17 protein-coding genes are annotated in these 17,921 nt (G+C 64.7%); 7 read left to right on the plus strand and 10 right to left on the minus strand.

Going from position 1 to position 17,921, the window contains the following annotated elements; all coding sequences use genetic code 11:
* Positions 1-207: 207 nt before the first annotated feature.
* Genes ET21_RS0104955 through ET21_RS0104970 form a run of 4 tightly spaced genes read right to left on the minus strand, consistent with a single transcriptional unit; the run spans position 208 to position 4,219 of the window.
* Positions 208-987 carry an SDR family NAD(P)-dependent oxidoreductase gene (locus ET21_RS0104955; RefSeq protein ID WP_021239352.1) on the minus strand — a complete coding sequence of 260 codons (780 nt, stop codon included), beginning with the start codon at positions 985-987 and terminating at the stop codon, positions 208-210.
* 26 nt (positions 988-1,013) lie between these two features.
* On the minus strand, positions 1,014-2,336 hold the full coding sequence (locus ET21_RS0104960; protein WP_051768016.1) for a serine hydrolase: 1,323 nt from the start codon (positions 2,334-2,336) through the stop codon (positions 1,014-1,016).
* A 19-nt stretch (positions 2,337-2,355) separates the two neighbouring features.
* Positions 2,356-3,240, minus strand: coding sequence for a crotonase/enoyl-CoA hydratase family protein (locus tag ET21_RS0104965; protein ID WP_030538812.1), 885 nt, complete (start codon positions 3,238-3,240; stop codon positions 2,356-2,358).
* 1 nt (position 3,241) lies between these two features.
* Positions 3,242-4,219, minus strand: a complete 978-nt coding sequence (locus tag ET21_RS0104970) for a nitronate monooxygenase family protein (protein WP_030538813.1) — start codon at positions 4,217-4,219, stop codon at positions 3,242-3,244.
* 271 nt (positions 4,220-4,490) lie between these two features.
* Here ET21_RS0104970 and ET21_RS0104980 point away from each other — a divergent pair, with 271 nt between their 5' ends.
* The gene (locus tag ET21_RS0104980) at positions 4,491-6,077 is read left to right on the plus strand and encodes a class I adenylate-forming enzyme family protein (protein ID WP_030538814.1); all 1,587 of its coding nucleotides are present in this window, start codon (positions 4,491-4,493) and stop codon (positions 6,075-6,077) included.
* Positions 6,078-6,220: 143 nt separating this feature from the next.
* Here ET21_RS0104980 and ET21_RS0104985 read toward each other — a convergent pair whose 3' ends face one another.
* Positions 6,221-7,438, minus strand: coding sequence for a cytochrome P450 (locus tag ET21_RS0104985; RefSeq protein WP_021239346.1), 1,218 nt, complete (start codon positions 7,436-7,438; stop codon positions 6,221-6,223).
* Positions 7,435-7,641, minus strand: coding sequence for a ferredoxin (locus ET21_RS26960; RefSeq protein ID WP_081856602.1), 207 nt, complete (start codon positions 7,639-7,641; stop codon positions 7,435-7,437). Before ET21_RS26960 ends, ET21_RS0104985 begins: the two co-directional genes overlap by 4 nt.
* 122 nt (positions 7,642-7,763) lie before the next feature.
* Between ET21_RS26960 and ET21_RS26445 the strand changes: the two genes are divergently transcribed.
* The gene (locus tag ET21_RS26445) at positions 7,764-8,645 is read left to right on the plus strand and encodes an AraC family transcriptional regulator (RefSeq protein WP_051768017.1); all 882 of its coding nucleotides are present in this window, start codon (positions 7,764-7,766) and stop codon (positions 8,643-8,645) included.
* Between the two features lie 21 nt (positions 8,646-8,666).
* On the opposite strand, the gene ET21_RS0105000 is transcribed toward ET21_RS26445, so the two are convergent.
* Positions 8,667-9,185 carry an SRPBCC domain-containing protein gene (locus tag ET21_RS0105000; RefSeq protein ID WP_021239343.1) on the minus strand — a complete coding sequence of 173 codons (519 nt, stop codon included), beginning with the start codon at positions 9,183-9,185 and terminating at the stop codon, positions 8,667-8,669.
* 290 nt (positions 9,186-9,475) lie between these two features.
* Here ET21_RS0105000 and ET21_RS0105005 point away from each other — a divergent pair, with 290 nt between their 5' ends.
* A complete protein-coding gene (locus ET21_RS0105005; protein ID WP_030538817.1) occupies positions 9,476-11,068 on the plus strand; it encodes a GMC family oxidoreductase in 1,593 nt (530 codons plus the stop codon).
* A gap of 25 nt (positions 11,069-11,093) precedes the next feature.
* Positions 11,094-12,434, plus strand: a complete 1,341-nt coding sequence (locus ET21_RS0105010) for an MFS transporter (protein WP_051768019.1) — start codon at positions 11,094-11,096, stop codon at positions 12,432-12,434.
* Between the two features lie 51 nt (positions 12,435-12,485).
* On the opposite strand, the gene ET21_RS0105015 is transcribed toward ET21_RS0105010, so the two are convergent.
* The 3 genes from ET21_RS0105015 to ET21_RS0105025 form a co-directional block, all read right to left on the minus strand.
* The gene (locus ET21_RS0105015; protein WP_030538819.1) at positions 12,486-13,259 is read right to left on the minus strand and encodes an SDR family oxidoreductase; all 774 of its coding nucleotides are present in this window, start codon (positions 13,257-13,259) and stop codon (positions 12,486-12,488) included.
* A gap of 178 nt (positions 13,260-13,437) precedes the next feature.
* A complete protein-coding gene (locus ET21_RS0105020; RefSeq protein ID WP_037470264.1) occupies positions 13,438-14,301 on the minus strand; it encodes an SDR family NAD(P)-dependent oxidoreductase in 864 nt (287 codons plus the stop codon).
* A 16-nt stretch (positions 14,302-14,317) separates the two neighbouring features.
* The gene (locus ET21_RS0105025) at positions 14,318-15,397 is read right to left on the minus strand and encodes a Rieske 2Fe-2S domain-containing protein (RefSeq protein WP_030538821.1); all 1,080 of its coding nucleotides are present in this window, start codon (positions 15,395-15,397) and stop codon (positions 14,318-14,320) included.
* 162 nt (positions 15,398-15,559) lie between these two features.
* Here ET21_RS0105025 and ET21_RS0105030 point away from each other — a divergent pair, with 162 nt between their 5' ends.
* The 3 genes from ET21_RS0105030 (at position 15,560) to ET21_RS0105040 (ending at position 17,743) form a co-directional block, all read left to right on the plus strand.
* Positions 15,560-15,997, plus strand: a complete 438-nt coding sequence (locus tag ET21_RS0105030) for a nuclear transport factor 2 family protein (RefSeq protein ID WP_223308011.1) — start codon at positions 15,560-15,562, stop codon at positions 15,995-15,997.
* Between the two features lie 121 nt (positions 15,998-16,118).
* Positions 16,119-16,790, plus strand: coding sequence for a TetR/AcrR family transcriptional regulator (locus ET21_RS26450; RefSeq protein WP_030538823.1), 672 nt, complete (start codon positions 16,119-16,121; stop codon positions 16,788-16,790).
* A 164-nt stretch (positions 16,791-16,954) separates the two neighbouring features.
* Positions 16,955-17,743, plus strand: a complete 789-nt coding sequence (locus ET21_RS0105040; protein WP_030538824.1) for an SDR family oxidoreductase — start codon at positions 16,955-16,957, stop codon at positions 17,741-17,743.
* Positions 17,744-17,921: the final 178 nt, after the last annotated feature.

Below are 17,921 nucleotides of genomic sequence, written 5' to 3' on the forward strand. Positions count from 1 at the left end.
AGGTCCGAATATGTTCTGTGGTGAACAGAAATATGCGCGATGTGCGTATGGAAATGTGGAATCGATTACGAATAAGTGGGTATAAACTTACTTGCGCGCCGCAGGGGCCATTGCCGTAGGGGAATGCAAAATGCGCAGATCAGGACAGTTCCTGCTGCGCAATGCGTGACACGTATATTCTGGAGGTGGCGCTTCAAAGCGCCGCGCTTACAGCCTTTGGGAATGTATGTTGCCGCCGTCGACCAATATGTCGGCGCCGGTAATGTAGCTTGCCTCTTCCGACAGCAGGAAGCGGATGACGCGGCCCAGTTCCTCCGGCGCGCCGTAGCGGCCCAGCATGATGTGCCTTTCGAAATGGCCGGGCAGCGCCGCCTTGGTTTCCGCCATGATCGGGGTGTCGATCATGCCTGGGCTGATGCTGTTGATCCGCACGCCATCATTGGCAAGCTCGTCCGCCATCGACCGCACCAGCGAGATGATCGCGCCCTTGGCCGCGCTGTAGATCGGGATCAGTGCGTTGCCCAGGGTGGCGTTGATGGAAGCGATGGCAACGATTGCGCTCCCCGGATTGGCGCGCAGGTCCTCCCGAAAGGCCTGGGTGATCAGCACCAGCGCGCGGGCGTGGAGCGCGAGGCCCGCATCCCAATTGTCAGGGGTCACGCCGTCGATCCCCGTAATCTCGCTCGTCCCGGCGCCGTGCACGATGCCGCCCACGCTGCCGAGTGCTTCACGGGAAGCAATGGCGGCGGGCGTAACCGCCTGCGAATTGCGCAGATCGACGGAAAGGCCGGTTGCGGCGACGGAATAGCGTGCGGCGATTTCACGCGCGGCGGCGGCGGCTCCTTCCGCATTGATGTCCCACAGCGCAACCGGCCGTCCGACAGCGGCAAGCGCATGCGCGGTGGCGAGGCCGATGCCCGATGCGCCGCCGGTGATGATGACTCCAGTGCCGGGCAAACCCAGCCGGGGGGTGAAATCCGCTGCCATATGTGATCCTCCGCCTTTTTCAGTTCCTAGCCCAGATCGCCCCTTTTCAGGTCGCGATAGGCCGCTGCGATAATGTCCGGCCGCATCTCGCCATTCAGCGAGGACGGCCAATATTGGGTGAGATACAGAAGGAAGAAGCCGCGCGAAGGGTCCATCCAGCAGGCGGTGCCAGCCGCTCCCGGCCAGCCGAACACGCCCGCCGGAACCTCCCCCGGCCAATCGAACATGCCACCCGTCCGGTGCCCGCCGGTCAAGGACACGGACATGCCAGCGCCAAAGCCTGCGCCGGACAAGGTCTGACCAAGCGGCAGCTGCACCATCTTCACGGCCGGGGGCAGCAGGTTCGACCGGGCAAGGCGCACCGTTTCCGGCTTGAGCAGGCGCACGCCATCCAGTTCGCCTTCGTTCAGCAGCATGGCGGCGAAGCGGGCATAATCATGCGCCGTGGACAGCAGGCCGCCGCCACCCAATGGATAGAGGGGGCGGGCATAGCTGCTGCGGGCAGGATCGTCGGCCAGCGTCCATTTGCCGTCCTTACGCTCGGGCAGATCGGCGAAGCGCCTGACCTTGTCCGGCGCGATCGAAAAGCCGGTATCCACCATGCCGAGCGGCTTGAACAGCCGCTGTTCCAGAAAGGTGTCGAACGGCATGCCCGATGCCTGCTGGATGACGAGGCCCATCAGGTCCAGCGCCACACTGTAGTCGAACCTGGTGCCGGGGTCGGCTGCGAGCGGCAGGGTGGCAAGCCGGTCCGCCATTTCCACAAGCGTCGCGGCTGCTGGCGGAGTCCCCGGCGCAGACGCGCTCCGCAAGGGGCTGGGCGTGACGCCATGCTCGGCGTAAAGCGTACTGAGCGTCATGCCCGCCATGCCGAACCCGGCCGTGTGCGTCAGCAGATGGCGTATGGTGATGGGGCGGGCCGCGGGGCGCGTTTTCGCAGGATCGCCCCCCTCCATCACGCGCATATTCGCAAAGGCGGGCAGGATGTCGGCGAGCGGCTGGTCGAGGCTGATCACTCCCTGCTCCACCAGCATCATCGCCGCGATGCCGGTGACAGGCTTCGTCTGGGAAAAGATGCGGAAGATCGATCGTTCATCGACGGGAGCAGGATTGGCGAAGCCCAGCGCGCCAGCGGACCGGTAGCGGATCGGGCCGTCCCGGTCGCGCCACGCGATGATTGCGCCGGGGACGGTGCCCCGCTCCACGAAGCCGCGCATCACGCTTTCGGTTTCGGGCAGAGCCTGCGCCCCGCCCCGCGCCCGCTCGCCCCCCGCCCGCGCGAAAAGCGGCGCTGGCAAGATTATGGCAGCGCCGGACGCGGCGATCATCGTGCGGCGGTCGATCCTCATGCCCGTCCCTCCCGGAAAGTCAGCGCTGATCCCACCAGGGGAAGAAAGGCGGCATCTCCGACGCCTTGCCAGTGAATTGCGCGGGCCGCTTCTCGTTGAACGCGCGCACGCCTTCCCGCCCGTCCGCCTGGCTGGTGTAGAAGACGGCGAGGGATTCCGTGAGATGCGCGTCCAGGGGCGTCGGCGCGGCGCTGTTGCGGTTCAGCATCTGGCGGATGAGGGCGATCGACACGGGCGAACGGTCCTTCACCAGTGAACGCGCGAACGCCTTTGCCTCGTCCAGCAGTGTTTCGGGCGGGCAGACTGCTCGGACCAGCCCCTTCTCATGTGCTTCGGCGGCGTCGAATATGTCGGCGCGATAGGCCCATTCCAGCGCCTGTTCCAAGCCGACGATGCGCGGTAGGAAGAAGGAGGAACAGGCCTCCATCGTGATGCCCAGCCGCCCGAAGACGAAGCCGAAGCGCGCCTTTTCCGAAGCGAATCGGAAATCCATCGGCAGCAGCATGGTGGACCCGATGCCGACCGCCGCGCCGTTGACCGCGCCGACGATGGGTTTCAGGCAATCATACATCGCTATGGCCACCCGGCCGCCCGTGTCGCGCACGCCGTTCAGGATCGCGGGATCATCGCCCCGGTCGCGCACATCCTCCATCGTCGGAGTCAGGCTTTCGTCCAGTCCGAACACATTGCCGCCGACCGACAGGTCCATGCCCGCGCAGAAGGCGCGTCCCTCTCCCGTGACGACGATGACGCGCACCGCATCGTCGCGGCTGGCGCGGCCATAGGCGTCCACCAGTTCCTCGCACATTTCGACGGTGAAGGCGTTCAGCTTGTCGGGCCGCGCCAGCGTCAGCAGCAGCAGCCCATCATCCTCCACCTCATAGCGGATCGTATTGTAGCTCATGTCATTCGCCCTCCGCCGTCAGGGCCGAAGCACGCGCCAGCGACTCCCGGCACTCCGCGACGATGCGATCGACCAGTTGGGCGCAGGTGGGAATGTCGTCCATCAGGCCGATGCCCATGCCTGCCCACACCAGACCGGCTTCGACATCCCCGCTTTCCATCGCAACGCGGCCCCGTGCCCCTGAAACCAGTTCGCGGATATCCTCGAACGTGGCGCCGGGCTGGCTTTCGCGGCTGTTGACCTCCTGCGACACGGAATTGCGGAACACGCGGGCGGTGTTGCGCAAGGCGCGGAAGATAAGCGTCGTGTCACGCTCCGTTCCCTGGATCAGCGCCTGCTTGATCCCGTCATGGACCGGCGATTCGCGCGTCAGCATGAAGCGGGTGCCCATGGTGACGCCTTCCGCGCCCAGCGCAAGCGCCGCCGCCATCGACCGGCCCGTCGCCATGCCGCCCGCCGCCAATATGGGTATGTCGAGCGCACGGGCGGCCGCCGGGATCAGCACCATGCCCGGAATATCGTCCTCGCCCGGATGGCCCGCCGCTTCGAACCCGTCGATCGACACGGCGTCCACCCCCGCGCGCTGCGCCGAAAGGGCGTGGCGGACGGCGGTGCATTTGTGGATGATCCTGACCCCGGCCTGCTTGAAGCGGGCGATGAACTCCGCCGGGCTGCGGCCAGCGGTCTCCACCAGCTTGACGCCGGATTCGGCGATCACCTCGACATAGGCGTCATAGGGCACGGGCTGGGTGGTGGGCAGGATGGTGAGGTTCACGCCGAACGGCTTGTCCGTCATCGTGCGGCAGCGCTCGATCTCCGCCATCAGCGCTTCGGGCGTGGGCTGGGTCAGCGCGGTCAGGATGCCAAGGGCGCCAGCATTGGACACCGCCGAAGCGAGTTCGGCGCGGCCGACCCACTGCATGCCCCCCTGAACGATCGGGTAGCGGGTGCCGGTAATGTCCGTGATCCGGGTCTTCATCAATGCTCCTGTTGGCGAATGAGGTTCATGAGGGGACCATGAGGGCTGTAGCGGCCGCCATTTTCGTAGGGAAGCACGCCTTCTCCTACGAATAGCGTGAGGCTCTGGGCCATCACGCCGCAGCGATTATCATGGATTTGGGCCACCGACTTCCTCCTCCAGCCATGGCGCTTGCCAAGGCCGAACCCACAATGCAAGCTGAATCAAAAGCGCGCCAGATGGAGAATGCGCGGGTTTCCGGCCCCTTGCGGGCATATGCGGGAGAGGATGGATGGACAAAGCCATGTCCGGGCGCACGCTGCGCCGGGAGGTGCATCATGGCCGGGTCGTCGCTTGCCACGCCGACAGGCCAGCGGACATTGCCCATATGTTCGCGCAGGCTCTGGCCCGCGCGCCGGACGCGATTGCGCTGGTCGATGGGGAGGAGCGCTGGAGCTACAGGAAGCTTGCGGCGCGGGTCACCGGCTGCGCGGCGCGGCTGACGGCGCTGGGGCTGCGCAGCGGCGACCGGATGGCCATATTGATGGACAATCGCGCCGATTACATGACCTTGCTGCTGGCGATGGCGCGGCTGGGCATCATCGGCGTTCCCATGAACATACGCCAGCGCCCGCCGGAAACCGCCTACGCGCTGGAGGACAGCGGGGCGGCGGCGATCATCTACGAAGAATCGCTGACCGACGAACTGCCGCAGCGGGAGGCGCTGGCCCATGTGCGTCACTGGCTGACCTATGAAGCCGAACGCCCCTTGTGGGAGGCCGGTGCAGCGCCCGATCCTGCCACCGTCCGTTCGGCCGTGGGCGAAGACGATCCCTTCTGCATCCTCTATACGTCGGGCACCACGGGCCAGCCCAAGGGCGCGGTGCTCACCCATCTGGGCGTCATCACGTCCTGCATCGGGTCGCAGGATCACCTGACGCTGCGCGATGGCGAAGTGATGATCCTGTCCGTCCCGGCTTCGCATGTCACCGGCATCCTGCTGCTGCTGATGCTCAGCATCAGGGTGGCGGGAAAGCTGGTGATGCAGCGGGGATTCAAGGCATGCGCCTTCCTGGACCTGGCCGAGAGGGAGCGGATGAGCTACGCCATCATGGTCCCGGCCATGTACAAGCTGTGCCTGATGGAGCCGGGGTTCGCCAATGCTGGCCTATCGAGCTGGCGGATCGGCGCTTTCGGCGGAGCGCCCATGGCGGAATCGACGATCGCGGCGCTGGCGGAGCAGCTTCCGCGCCTGACCCTCGTCAACATCTATGGCGCGACCGAGACGACCTCTCCGGCGGTGATGATGCCGCTGGGCGAATGCGCGGCGCACCCGGACAAGGTCGGCCGCGCCCTGCCCTATTGCGACATCGTCATCATGGACGATGAAGGGCGGCAGGTCGCACCCGGCGAACAGGGCGAAATCTGGATCGGCGGCGCGATGACGGTGCCGCGCTACTGGAACAAGCCGGAGGAAAGCGCGAAGGCGCTGATCGGCGGCTTTTGGAAATCAGGCGATATCGCGACGATGGACGAGCAGGGCTATATCCGCCTGCTCGACCGCAAGAAGGACATGATCAACCGGGGCGGCTTCAAAATCTATTCGGTCGAGATCGAAAATACGCTGATGGCGCATGAGGACGTGGCCGAGGCAGTGGTGATCGGGCGGCCGTGCCCCGTGCTGGGGGAGCGTGTGGGAGCCTTCGTGGTCGCGCGCGGCGAGGTTCAGGGCGAGGATCTGCGCAGCTTCTGCGCGGCGCGGTTGTCCGACTATAAGGTGCCCGACCACATCTATGTCGTGGAAGGACCGCTGCCCCGCAATGCGAACGGCAAGCTGCTGAAAAGCGCCGTCCGCCAATGGCTGCCACCTTTGGCGTAATGAAGATGCGCTGGCGGGGCAGAAGCGCTGTTAGCCGCTCGCCATCGACCGAAATCATCCGGCCGTTCGGGCTGAGCCTGTCGACGCCTCCCTTTTTTCCCCTTGAGGGAATAGAGGCCCTTCGACAGGCTCAGGACGCCAGCCTACCAGCGCAGCTTCAGGGAGGTGAAGCCCATCACCGAGCCACCGAAGATGGAGCCTTGCTCCTGATCCTCCGCCAGTTCGAAATCGGGGATCTGCCGCAGCCATTCCTGGAGCGAGATCATGATCTCCCGCTTGGCGAGGTGCGACCCCATGCAGCGGTGCGGGCCTACGCCGAAGGTCACATGATTGTTCACCTGACGGTCAAGGTTGATCGTCTGCGGGTCCTCAAAGACCGACGGGTCGCGGTTGGCCAGCGTGTTGGACAGGATCACGCGGTCGTTCCGCCGGAACTGTATGCCCTTATATTCGCAATCATGGGTAACGCGCCGGTAGATGTTCGACACGGCGTTGATCCGCATCAACTCCTCGATGGCGAGCTGGAAGGCGGTTGGATCATCCAGGCGGTCGCGAAACTCCGCCCGCGCCTGCGGCGTGCTCGCCAGATAGCGCCACACATAGGCCATGGTGTTGGTGACCGTGTCCAGCCCGGCGACGAACAGCAGGAAACCGCAATTGAGGATGTCCTGCCAGGGATGCTGCTGGCCATTCTCATCGCGCGCGGTGACGATGGCCGACGCGATGTCGCTGCCCGGATTGCGATCCTTTTCGCGGAACAGTTCTTCCAGCACGGCATAGATGTCGTTGAGATTCTGCGCCCGCGCATCCGGGTCGGTGCTGCGGAAGAAGACTTCCGACAGCGCCAGAAATTCCGGCAGCCTTTCTTCGGGCAGGCCGAACAGGTCAAGGAAGGTGCCGGTAGGGAAACGCGAAGCATAGTCCGCGATGAAGTCGCAGCCGCCCTTGTCCGCGAAGGACGAGATCATCGTCTGGGCGCGGTGCTGCAATCCTTCGGTCATCCGGCGCACGGCCAGCGGCGTGAACATCGGCGCCAGCAACTTGCGGAAGACATTATGTTCCGGCGGATCGACGCCCTGCGGCTGCATCACCGGAAAGGGTTCGATCGGGGGAATCGGCGTCTGATAGGTCGAAAATATCTCGTGATTGCGATAGCCTTCGACAATGTCGCTATATTTCAGGAACACCCAATGGCCGCCATTGCGCGGCGTGTAGAAGATGGGCGGCACGCCCCGGCGGACCAGATCATGCCAGATCTGGACGGGATCGTTCAGCCCTTCGGGCGCCTGAAAGAAGTCGAAATCGACGATCAGTTCGGCCGGAACATGATCAGGCGGAGAGGGAGACCATTGCAAAGTCATGCTGCGCCGCCTTTCGCGATACGCAACGCCCCTTCCGGGCAGTTGCGAACGGCCAAGCGCACCTTTTCTTCCAGTTCCGGCCCGAATTCAGGATGTTCTATGACTACCTTGCCTTCGACCGCATCTGTGGAGAATATTTCAGGACACAAGTCCTCACATCGCGCATGGCCTTGGCAGACCTGTAGATTGGCGACTACTCTCATCGGACATTCTCTCCTCTCGCTTGCAACCGCTTTACCAGCGCGGCCGCCATCGGCCCACCCGATCGGATGAACCCGCCTGGACAGAATAATCATCTTCGGCCACTATCGGACGGGACAGGATCATGGACTTCACGCCCACCATCATTCATTCGGCGTCCCTGAGCGGCGGGCGGTTCGAACTGGTCGAATGGCAATGGCCCGACCTGATCGACTTCATGGTCAGCGAGCCCAGCCTGATGCTGGAAATGTCCCTGCCCCCGCTCGCCACCGATGCGTCAGCCGAATTCCCGGACATCGATCGCGGCAATCGCTGCTTCATGGGGACGCTGTTCATCCGCTATCCCGGCGTAATGGTGCATGGACGCGGCCAGGGCGGTCATATCCGCGTGCTGCGCGCCATTTTTTCGGGCCAGCTTGCCGCATCGATCCTGGGCAGCGGCGGCGTTCCGCCCGTGCAGGTGCTGCAAGGGCTGCTGGACATCAGGAACGATGCGCTGCGCACGATGATGCGGCTTGCCGCGCGCGAACTGACGACGTCCGAAGCGCGGTCCCCCGAAGCGATGGAGGCGCTCCATATGCTGGTGGCGGTGGAGCTGCGGCGGCTGTTCGACCGGCAGGTCCATGCCTCCACCGGCGGCAGGCTGGCGTCATGGCAATATCGCCGCATCCGCGAGCGGTTGATGGAAAGCGACCTGTCGCCCTCCATATCCGAACTGGCGGCGCTGTGCGGCATCAGTGTCCGCCATCTGCATCGCCAGTTCCACGCGCTGACCGGCAGCAACGTCGCGGACTATGTCGAAAATTTCCGCATGAACCGTGCGCAGACGCTGCTTTCCCAGCCCGACTTGCCGATCAAGATCATCGCCGCGCGGCTGGGATTCGCTCATCCCAACAGTTTCGCGCGCGCATTCAGGCGAGTCACCGGCATGACTCCGCTGCGTTACCGGCAGAGCATGCTGGGCGGCGCAGTGACGGAGGAAGAGGAGGATGTCCTCTCCCCCTGATGAGGCATCAGCAGCGCGGGATCATGTAATCTCGCCCCGGTGCATCGCTTCGGCCCTGGCCTTGAGCGCCCGCGCCGAGTCGTTGAACGCCCGCGTCACCCAGGGACCGCAGAAGCGCATCACATGGATGCCGTTCGGCCCGGTGAAGGCATCGGTCGACTGGTAGCGGCACTTTTCCGGGCCCAGTTCCTCGATCATCTGGTCGCGGCGCGCGGGATAGGGCCAGGCTTCGCTGTCCAGCAATTCCCAGGAAAGCAGCCGCCCCGGCTCGAAGGCGCAAATATGCTCGCAATTGGGGGACAGCGACCCCGGATTGGCATAGTTCACCAGCCGCATATAGACCGGCGCGCCCATCTCCAGCGTCGATTGCGCCCATACGCAAAAGGGGTTCCATTCCCCGTAGCGCGGCATGTCAGTCAGGATGTTCCACACGACCATCGCGGGCGCATCGATTTCGACCGGGTCGGACGCGATCAGAATATCCGGGTCGTAAATGGCGAAGGGATCGTACCGCGCTTCGGCAACGCTGTCGGCTAGCATCGACGTCTCCTGCTTTCTTCTGTCCCGCGCGGCAGTGGCAAAAGCCGTCAAACGCCCGCGGCGGACATTCATTGTCGTTGGGCGGAGGGTAGCACGGAATGGCCCGCGGTCAACAAGGGAAGATGATCAAAACGGCTTTCATCTTCGCCTTGGCACGGCCTGACCGCATATGAAGGCTTGACCTGCGTAGCCGATTGCCCGACTCCTTCCGCAAAGATCGGCGCTGGCACTTCCGGCGATGGACCGCGCACGTGCGTCGTCCGCGAAACCAGTGCGGGGCGGGAGAGATTATGGCTGACCAATATGACTTCATCATCGTGGGCGCGGGATCGGCCGGTTGCGTGCTGGCCGGACGGCTGTCGGCCGATCCGCGCAACCGCGTCCTCCTGATCGAAGCAGGCGGGCGGGACCGCAGCATCTTCATCCACGCGCCCGGCGGCCTGCTGCCCATCATGTATCGCGGCATGTTCCAGTGGATGCATGTCAGCGTGCCGCAGGCCCATGCCGACGGGCGGCAGATGTATACGCCGCGCGGCAAGGTGCTGGGCGGGTCGTCGTCCATCAACGGCATGGTCTATGACCGTGGCGCGGCCGCCGACTATGACGGCTGGCGGCAGCTGGGCAATGAAGGGTGGAGCTATGAGGATGTGCTCCCCTATTTCAAGAAGCTGGAAAATTTCCAGCCGGGCGGCGAGGAAGGCTATCATGGCCGCGAGGGGCCGGTGATGGTCACTCGTCCCGGCATCGCCAACCCGCTGGCGAAGGCGTTCCGCGACGCCGCCGTCGCGGCGGGCGTTCCCTATAATGACGACCCCAGCGGATCGGTGCGCGAGGGCGTGTTCCCGGCCGACGTCACCGCATCGGCGGGACGGCGGTTCAGCGCCGCCCGCGCCTATCTGAAGCCCGCCCTCAAGCGGCCGAACCTGCGCATCGTCACCGGCGCGAATGTCGAGCGGGTGATCGTGGAGGACGGGCGCGCCACAGGCGTTGCGTGGCGGCGCGGCGATCAGGCCGAACAGGCGCGCGCCACGCGGGAGGTCATCATTTCCGCCGGAACGATCCATTCGCCCTGGATATTGATGCTGTCCGGCATCGGCGACGGCGACCATCTGCGCCAGACGGGCGTTCCGGTCGTCCATCACCTGCCCGGCGTCGGCCAGAATTACCGCGATCATGTCGCGGTGACGGTGAAGCAATATTGCACCCAGCCGGTATCGCTGTTCAACGTATTCCACCCGCTCGTCGCGGCGAAGGCCGTCGCCAATTTCGCGCTGTTCCGCCGGGGGCCGCTGGCCCAGCCGCCCGCCGAGATCGGCGCTTATCTGAAAACCATGCCGGGCGCGGAAACGCCGGATGTGAAGGTGCATTTCGCCATGGCGCTGTACGAAGCCATGGGCCGCAAGCTGATCATGGAGCATGGCTATTTCGCCCATATCGACCTGCTGCGGCCGGAAAGCGTTGGCGAGGTGAAGCTGACCGGGGCGGACGCCAGCGCGCCGCTGTCCATCGATCCCAACATCCTGTCGACCGCCAATGACATGGCGATGGGCAGGGCGGCGATCCGCGCGGTGCGCGACATCTTCGCGCAAAGCCCGTTCGACCCGTTCCGGGGCGAGGAACTGGCCCCCGGAGCGAACATCCGGTCGGATGATGAGCTGGACGCCTATCTGCGCGCCACCGCCATTTCCGACATCCACGCCGTGGGCACGTGCCGCATGGGGCATGATCCGCTGGCGGTGGTCGATCCCCAGTTGCGGGTGCGCGGCCTGTCCGGGTTGCGGGTGGTCGATGCCTCCGTCATGCCGCGCGTGCCGGGCGGTAATACCAACGTGCCCACGATGATGGTCGCGGAAAAAGCCACCGACATGATCCTCCAGGCATGATCCCGCACGCGGGAGAGGGATAGTCATGGGTATCAGCGAAATGACGGAAACATCCGCGCCGCAGGGTTCAAAACCGGCGGAACGGCCGCCATACCGCCTGTACGTCCTGCTGCTGCTGTTGCTGCTGAATTCATTGAGCTATGCCGACCGGCACCTGTTTTCCATCCTGATCCCGGCGATCAAGGCGGAGTTCGGGATCAGCGATTCGCTGCTGGGGCTGATCGGCGGGCCGGGTTTCATCGTCAGCTATGTCCTCTGTTCCATGCCCTTCGCCCGCCTGGCCGACCGCTGGTCGCGGCGCGGCGTGCTGGCGCTGGCGGCAACCTTGTGGAGCGCTGCGACGGCTGCGTGCGGCGCGGCAGGCAATGCCGTGCAACTGGCGCTCGCGCGCTTCGTGGTCGGCATCGGCGAAGCGGGCGGGCTGCCGCCGTCCCAGTCCGTGCTGGCCAGCCTCTATGGCGAGGATCGCAGGTCGGCGGCCATGGGCGTGCTGGCTTCGGGCACCTATTTCGGGCTGATCCTGGGGCTGCTGGGCGGCGCGGCGATCGCGGCGCAGTGGGGCTGGCGCGCCGCCTTCCTGATATTGGCGCTGCCGGGATTCCCGCTCGCCCTGCTGATCTGGTTCACCGGCCCGCGCCGAAGGCCGCATGAATTGAGGCCGGGCACTGGGCGCGACGGCCCCGGATTCTGGACTTCCGTCCGCATGTTCTGGAACATCAAGTCACTGCGCCTGGTTGCGCTTGGCGTCGGCACCTTCAACATATTCGGCTATGCGGGCGCGGTGTGGATGCCCGCCTATTTCATGCGTTCCCACGGCATGAGCGTGGTCGAGGCTGGCGCATGGCTGGGCGTTGGCTCGGCGATCGGGGGCATCACGGGAAGCATCGCGAGTGGAGCCATGGTCGACCGGCTGCGGCGGCGCGGCGAACATTGGCAGCTGCGCCTGCCCGCCATCGCCTTCCTGCTTTCCTTCCCGCAGAACATCTTCATGTTCACCATGCCGCGGGGAGCGGGGATCGCGCTGGGCGGGCTCCATATCCCCGGCGTAGCCTTGATGACGGTGCTGGGCGGGTTCCTCGCGGCCTGCTGGGCAGGTCCGTCCTTCAGCGCTGCCGCCCGCCTGGTGGCCCCTTCTCAACGGGCGCAGGCGACCGCGATGCTGGTCGTCATCATCAACATCATCGGCAGCATGATCGGCCCTTCGCTCAGCGGGTTCGTCAGCGACCTGCTCACCGCCCGGCTCGGCGGGGAATCGCTGCGCATCAGCCTGCTCATCATGAGCCTGCTGACGGTCGCGGGAGGGTTGCTGTTCTGGCGCGCGTCAGTCCACTATCCCCGTGACCTGGGAGCGCGCGACACGATTTGAACTTGCGCCGCCGCACGAGGTTTTCCAGCCTCGTGCGGCGGCGCCTGAGGCTCAGCCCTTCGCGCTTTCCTGCTTCACGATTTCCAGGAACAGCGGGCGTTCGCCGCCGCCATGCACTTCCAGCTTAGCGCCGCTGATATAGGCGGCGGCTGGGGAGGCGAGGAAGTTGACCGCCTCCGCAATGTCGCTGCCCCGCCCCATGCGGCCCAGCGGCAACGATGCGGCGATACGATCCTGCGCGGCGGCGCTGCCATAGGTCATTTCGGCGGTCTCGGTTTCGATCAGGCCGACGATGATCGCGTTGACGCGCACCTCGGGCCCCCATTCCTGCGCCAGGCTGGTGGTCAGGCTGACGAGCCCGGCCTTGGCAGCACCGTAAATGGCGGTGTCGGGCGAAGGGCGCACCGCCGACACGCTGGCGATGTTGACGATGGAGCCGCCCGCCGCTTTCAGGTGCGGATAGGCCGCCTGCGACACATGCAGCGGCGCGAGCAGGTTCAGTTGCAGGATGCGTTCCGAAAAGCGCGGGCTGGCGGTCGCCGCGTCCGCCTGCGGAGAGCCGCCGGCATTGTTAACGACAAGGTCGATGCGCCCCTGGCGCGCGGCCAGCGCTTCTATCCAGACGGCGACGGCGGCGGGATCGCGAATGTCGCAGGCGTCGAATTCAGCCTGCTTGCCGTCAATGCCGACCGGCTGTTCGGGCGGCGTCCGGCCGCAGGTGGCCACGGCATAGCCTTCCGCCAGCAAGCGGCGCACGATCGCAGCGCCAATGCCCCGCGTTCCGCCCGTGACTATGGCGACCTTGCCCCGACCTGTCTCGCTCACCTGCTGTCCTTTCTTTGACCGTAATGCGCCGCGCCATCGCCCTTTCCGCCGCGCCGCGCAAGACAGGAGTCATGCCCCCTGGAACCTGACGGATCGAAGGCAGTCCGAAACGCTTCATCCTGCGCGATTGTAAATCGGCCGCGAGGGATCGCCATGCGACCCTAAGCGGCCTGATCCCTTATGCCACGATCGCCGGGTGCGGGATGCGCGGTTCGCCCAGCATTGCGCGATAGGATGGCGGCACGCGCCCTTCCGCCTCGGTGATGCCATAGCGCTGCGCGATCTCGGCAGTGATCAGCGTCTGACCGTTCAGTTCGTCGCGCTTGGGATCGTTATGGATAGCGGCGATGACCCGCCCGTTGAATTCGGGCGTTTCCGCTTCCGCCATGAACTTTTCATATTGTTCGGGATGCTCGGCCAGCGTGCGGGTGCTGCGCTCGGTCAGCAGCGGGCCCATCCAGAGCGAGATGGCGGTAACGCCAGTGCCCCGGAAATCGACGCCCATGTCCGCAGCGAATTTATCCACGCCCGCCTTCTGCGCACCATAGGCCGCTCCGTGCATGTAGCAGACCGATCCGAAGGACGAGGTGAAGGCGATCAGCCCGCTGCCCGCTGGCACCATCATGCGCGCGGCGTGCCAGCTGGCGAGATAATGGGACCGCAGGCCTACATCCAGAATATCGACGAGACCCGTGGATTTTTCCCAGAATGGACCCGGCTTCACCAGATCATCGTGCAGCGCGGCGACGTTGTTGACCAGAATGTCCAGCCGCCCGCTCTCATCCGCCACCCGTTCGAACAGGGCCGCGATCGCGCCACTGTCGGCATGATCCACCTGAACGGCGCGGCCTTCGCCGCCCGCCGCGTCGATCTGGGCAGCGGTCGCGCCGATCGTGCCGGGCAGCGCCGCGTCGCCTTCGCGCACGGTGCGGCCCGTCACATAGACACGATAGCCCTGTTGTCCCAGCGCTGCCGCGATCCCACGGCCCGCGCCCCGGCTGGCGCCGGTGACGATCGCCACCGGACGTTCACTCCTCTCCATAGTCATCCCCTGTTGATCAGGCCGCAGCGCTGGACGAACGCTTGTCGAGCGTCACATGCATGCCGTTGGTCCGCTTGTGCATATCGGGCGTCTTGTCGCGCGGACTGTAGAACTGCTTGTACCAGGTCCGCACCTTGCCATAGGGCCCGTCATTCGGGATCACCAGCGGGTTGATGCAGGCCTTCTTGTTCTGCCAGATCTCGACATCCTGCGCGAAGGCGAGGCGGCTGCCCTCCTGGTATTCAAGGGCGGCAGCGCGCAGTTCGTCAGTGATCGGGGCCGATCCGTCATTCACCTGCACCATCAGGCCGTGCCACACGCGGATCTTGCCATCTTCGATCGGCGTATGGGTGATCAGGATGAAGCTGTTGAACGTCCCTTCCATTTCCGACTGGAGGATGGACGGCCCGGTATACCAGGTGTCCAGGGTCAGCACGTCTTCCGGGTTCTGTACCAGCGTGCGGTGCCCGGCGGCATAATATTGGTGGACGATGTGATCCTTGAACTCGTTCGCGAAGTAGACGAAGTCCTTCGCGCCATGGATAGGGACGAAATGGCCATAGTCGGCCATGTTGTCGACCACCTCGATCGGGTGAATGTCCAGGTCACCCATGAAGTCGATTTTCCAGCGGACCCAGCCCGGCGCATCCCAATGGCCGCCAAAGTCGGGCAGGTCGAAGTTCGGCTCCAGCCCTTCGGGATCATGCCACATCCAGATGGTGCCCGCGCGCTCGATCACCGGGAAGGTCTTGAGCTTGGCAGCCTTGGGCACGAAATCGGAATAGGGAATGTTCTTGCAGTTGCCGTCCGGCCCGAACTGCCAGCCATGGAAGGGGCAGCGGATCGAATCGCCCTGTACCTGCTCGCCGTCGCGGACGATGTAGGACGTCGTGTTCTTGGCCAGGTGGGCGCCCATATGGGGGCAGTAGGCCTCCGTCACATAGACCTGCCCGCTTTCACCGCGATACATGACCAGATCCTGCCCGAAATACCGCATGGCGGTGGGCGTGGTGGTCGCCTCGGCGCTTTCGCCGACCATGAACCAGCCACGGGGGAAATCGAACTCTCCCAGACGATAGTCTGACGATTTTGCCATAAAGAAAACCTCTCGCAATCAGCGGCAAATTAGCATGAAGGGCGGCAAGACGCCACCCCCTCGACCAACAGGATCGAGCAGAAATAATCCCGCCCATCTACGCAAACAAGGGTGTATAATGCAAGCCGATTGCACGAATGCGGCGAAGCGCGGGAGGTGAAATTGCCATTCGAACAAGATCGGGAGCTGCCCGGCGGCAAGCCGCAGGGCGAAGGCGTCCCGCCGCAATCGGTGATGCGCGCCGGGCTGGAGGCCTATGTCCAACGGATCAATGACGGCGATCTGAAAGGGCTGCTCAGCCTCTTCGCGCCGGACGCCATCATTGAAGATCCGGTGGGAAGCCCCGTCAAGCAGGGCGAGGAGATCGCCGCCTGGTTCAGCGACACGATCGCCTTTCAGACACGGATCACGCCCGTCGCGCCGATCCGGGGGTCGCATTCCAATGCGGCCGCGCTGGTCTTCGACGTCACCTTTCAGCCGCCGGAAGGGCCGCGCCTGCTCATCCGGTCGCTCGATATCTGCACCTTCGATGCGCAAGGGCGGATCACCAGCCTCAAGGCCTATTGGGGCCCCGGCGACATCCAGCCCGCGCCGGAGTGAAGCTTCGGACGGGGCGGCCGCTTGTTTCCTCCCCCAGCTATGGGTAAAGCTCTGCCGGTCAGGACCTTGGCAGGCGGCTTGAAGACCTTCCATCGCTGGCTTCAGGAGTGTCGATCGGTCAATGCCCACCCCCCGTCTATCAAGTTCCGACCGCCGAGCCTCCATTATCGCAGCCGCGCGCACCGTTTTCGCCCGTTATGGGCTGGAGGGCGCGCGGACGCAGCAGATCGCGCAAGCCGCTGGCGTGTCCGAAGCACTGATATTCCGCCATTTCAGTAACAAGACGGCAATTTACCGCGCCGTCCTGCGCGAAGTCATTGCCGATCAGGATGCGGCATTCCGCACCGCGCCCCTGCCGGAGCCGAGCACCTTCGGGCTGCTCGACAGCATCCGCCGCATGCTCGAACATGCGCTGCGGGGCCAAGGGGCGGGCAATGCGGACGGGATGCGCATGGTCGTCGGCAGCCTGGCGGGTGACGGGGGCTATGCCCGGCTGGTCTACAGGCGGGCGATGCGCCTGTCCCGCGCGGGCCTGGAGCGCGCCCTCGCCGCGGCGCGGGAGGAAGGAAGCATCACCGGCGAACCCATGTCCGTCACCAATGCATCGGCCTTCCTTGAGCATGTGAGCACCATGATCATGATGGCCCATTGCCATGAGCAAAGCGCTATCCCCTATGACGAGGATCATGACCGGCTGCTCCGCGACGCCATCTCCTTCTGCGGGCGGGGCATCGGCATTTCGGACGAGCGGATAAGGGAATTTCTGGAAAGCATGCCTGCGCAAATGGCGTGATATGATCCGCTTTCCCTTCGATATTGCGTAATATTTCCCTGCGCCCTATCGTGCATATCGAGGATTCGTGGATAGGCGGGTCCGCCAGCAATGAAAATCGTGCGGCGAAGGAACGGGGCGCGGCCCGCAGGCTGCGGCGCGATGGAATGGAGAGGAGATAGGCTATGCTGCTTCAGAACAAGGTCGTCATCGTCAGCGGCGTGGGTCCCGGCATGGGCCAGGCGCTGGCGCGCATTGCGGCCGCCGAAGGGGCGTCCGTCATACTCGCCGCCCGCAACCAGTCCTTTCTGGAGGAAGTGCGCGGCGACATCGTGGCGAAGGGCGGAAAGGCGGTCGCCATTCCCTGCGACGTGTCCGACGAAGCGCAGTGCAAGGCTCTGGCCGAACGGGCAGCGGCCGAATTTGGCGGGCGCGTCCACGGCCTGATCAACAGCGCTTATTATCATGGCGACTGGAGCTTCATCGAAAATAGCGATGCGGCGGACATGGCGAAGGCGTTCGACGTCAATTGCCTGGGCGCATTGCGCCTGACACGCGCCTGCACCCCCTATCTGCGCGACGGCGGCGCGGTGGTGAACGTGTCGACCATGGCGACGGTCCGTCCCTTCGGCGGCGAACATGGGATGGAAATGGGCTATGCCGTCGCCAAGGGCGCGCTCAACACTTTGAGCAAATATATGGCCACCGACCTTGGCCGCTTCGGCATTCGCGTCAACACCTGCCGCATGGGCTGGATTCACGGCGAGCCGGTGGAAGGACATATCCAGGCGCAGGTCGATGCCGGACTGAAGCGGGAGGATGTAATCGCCGGCATCACTCGCGACATACCGATCGGCATCATTCCGCCGGAAGACGATTGCGCCCGCGCCGTGCTGATGATGATTTCCGATTTTTCCCGCGTCGTCACCGGCGCGACGCTGGACGTCAACGGCGGTCACTGGATCGCGCCCTGATCGCAGGCTTGGCAGGGGACAGCGCTTCTCCGGCCAGCACTTAGGAAAAAGGGAGAAAGACAGCCATGTTCAAGTGCATCGCCCTGCTGCGCCGGCGGCCGGACATCAGCCATGAGGCCTTTGTCGATTTGTATGATCCGGGCCTTGTCAAGGTCGCATTGAACGGTTCCTTCTGTTG

Source organism: Sphingobium sp. DC-2, from assembly GCF_000722555.1.
In the GTDB taxonomy this organism is placed as follows: Bacteria; Pseudomonadota; Alphaproteobacteria; order Sphingomonadales; family Sphingomonadaceae; genus Sphingobium; species Sphingobium quisquiliarum.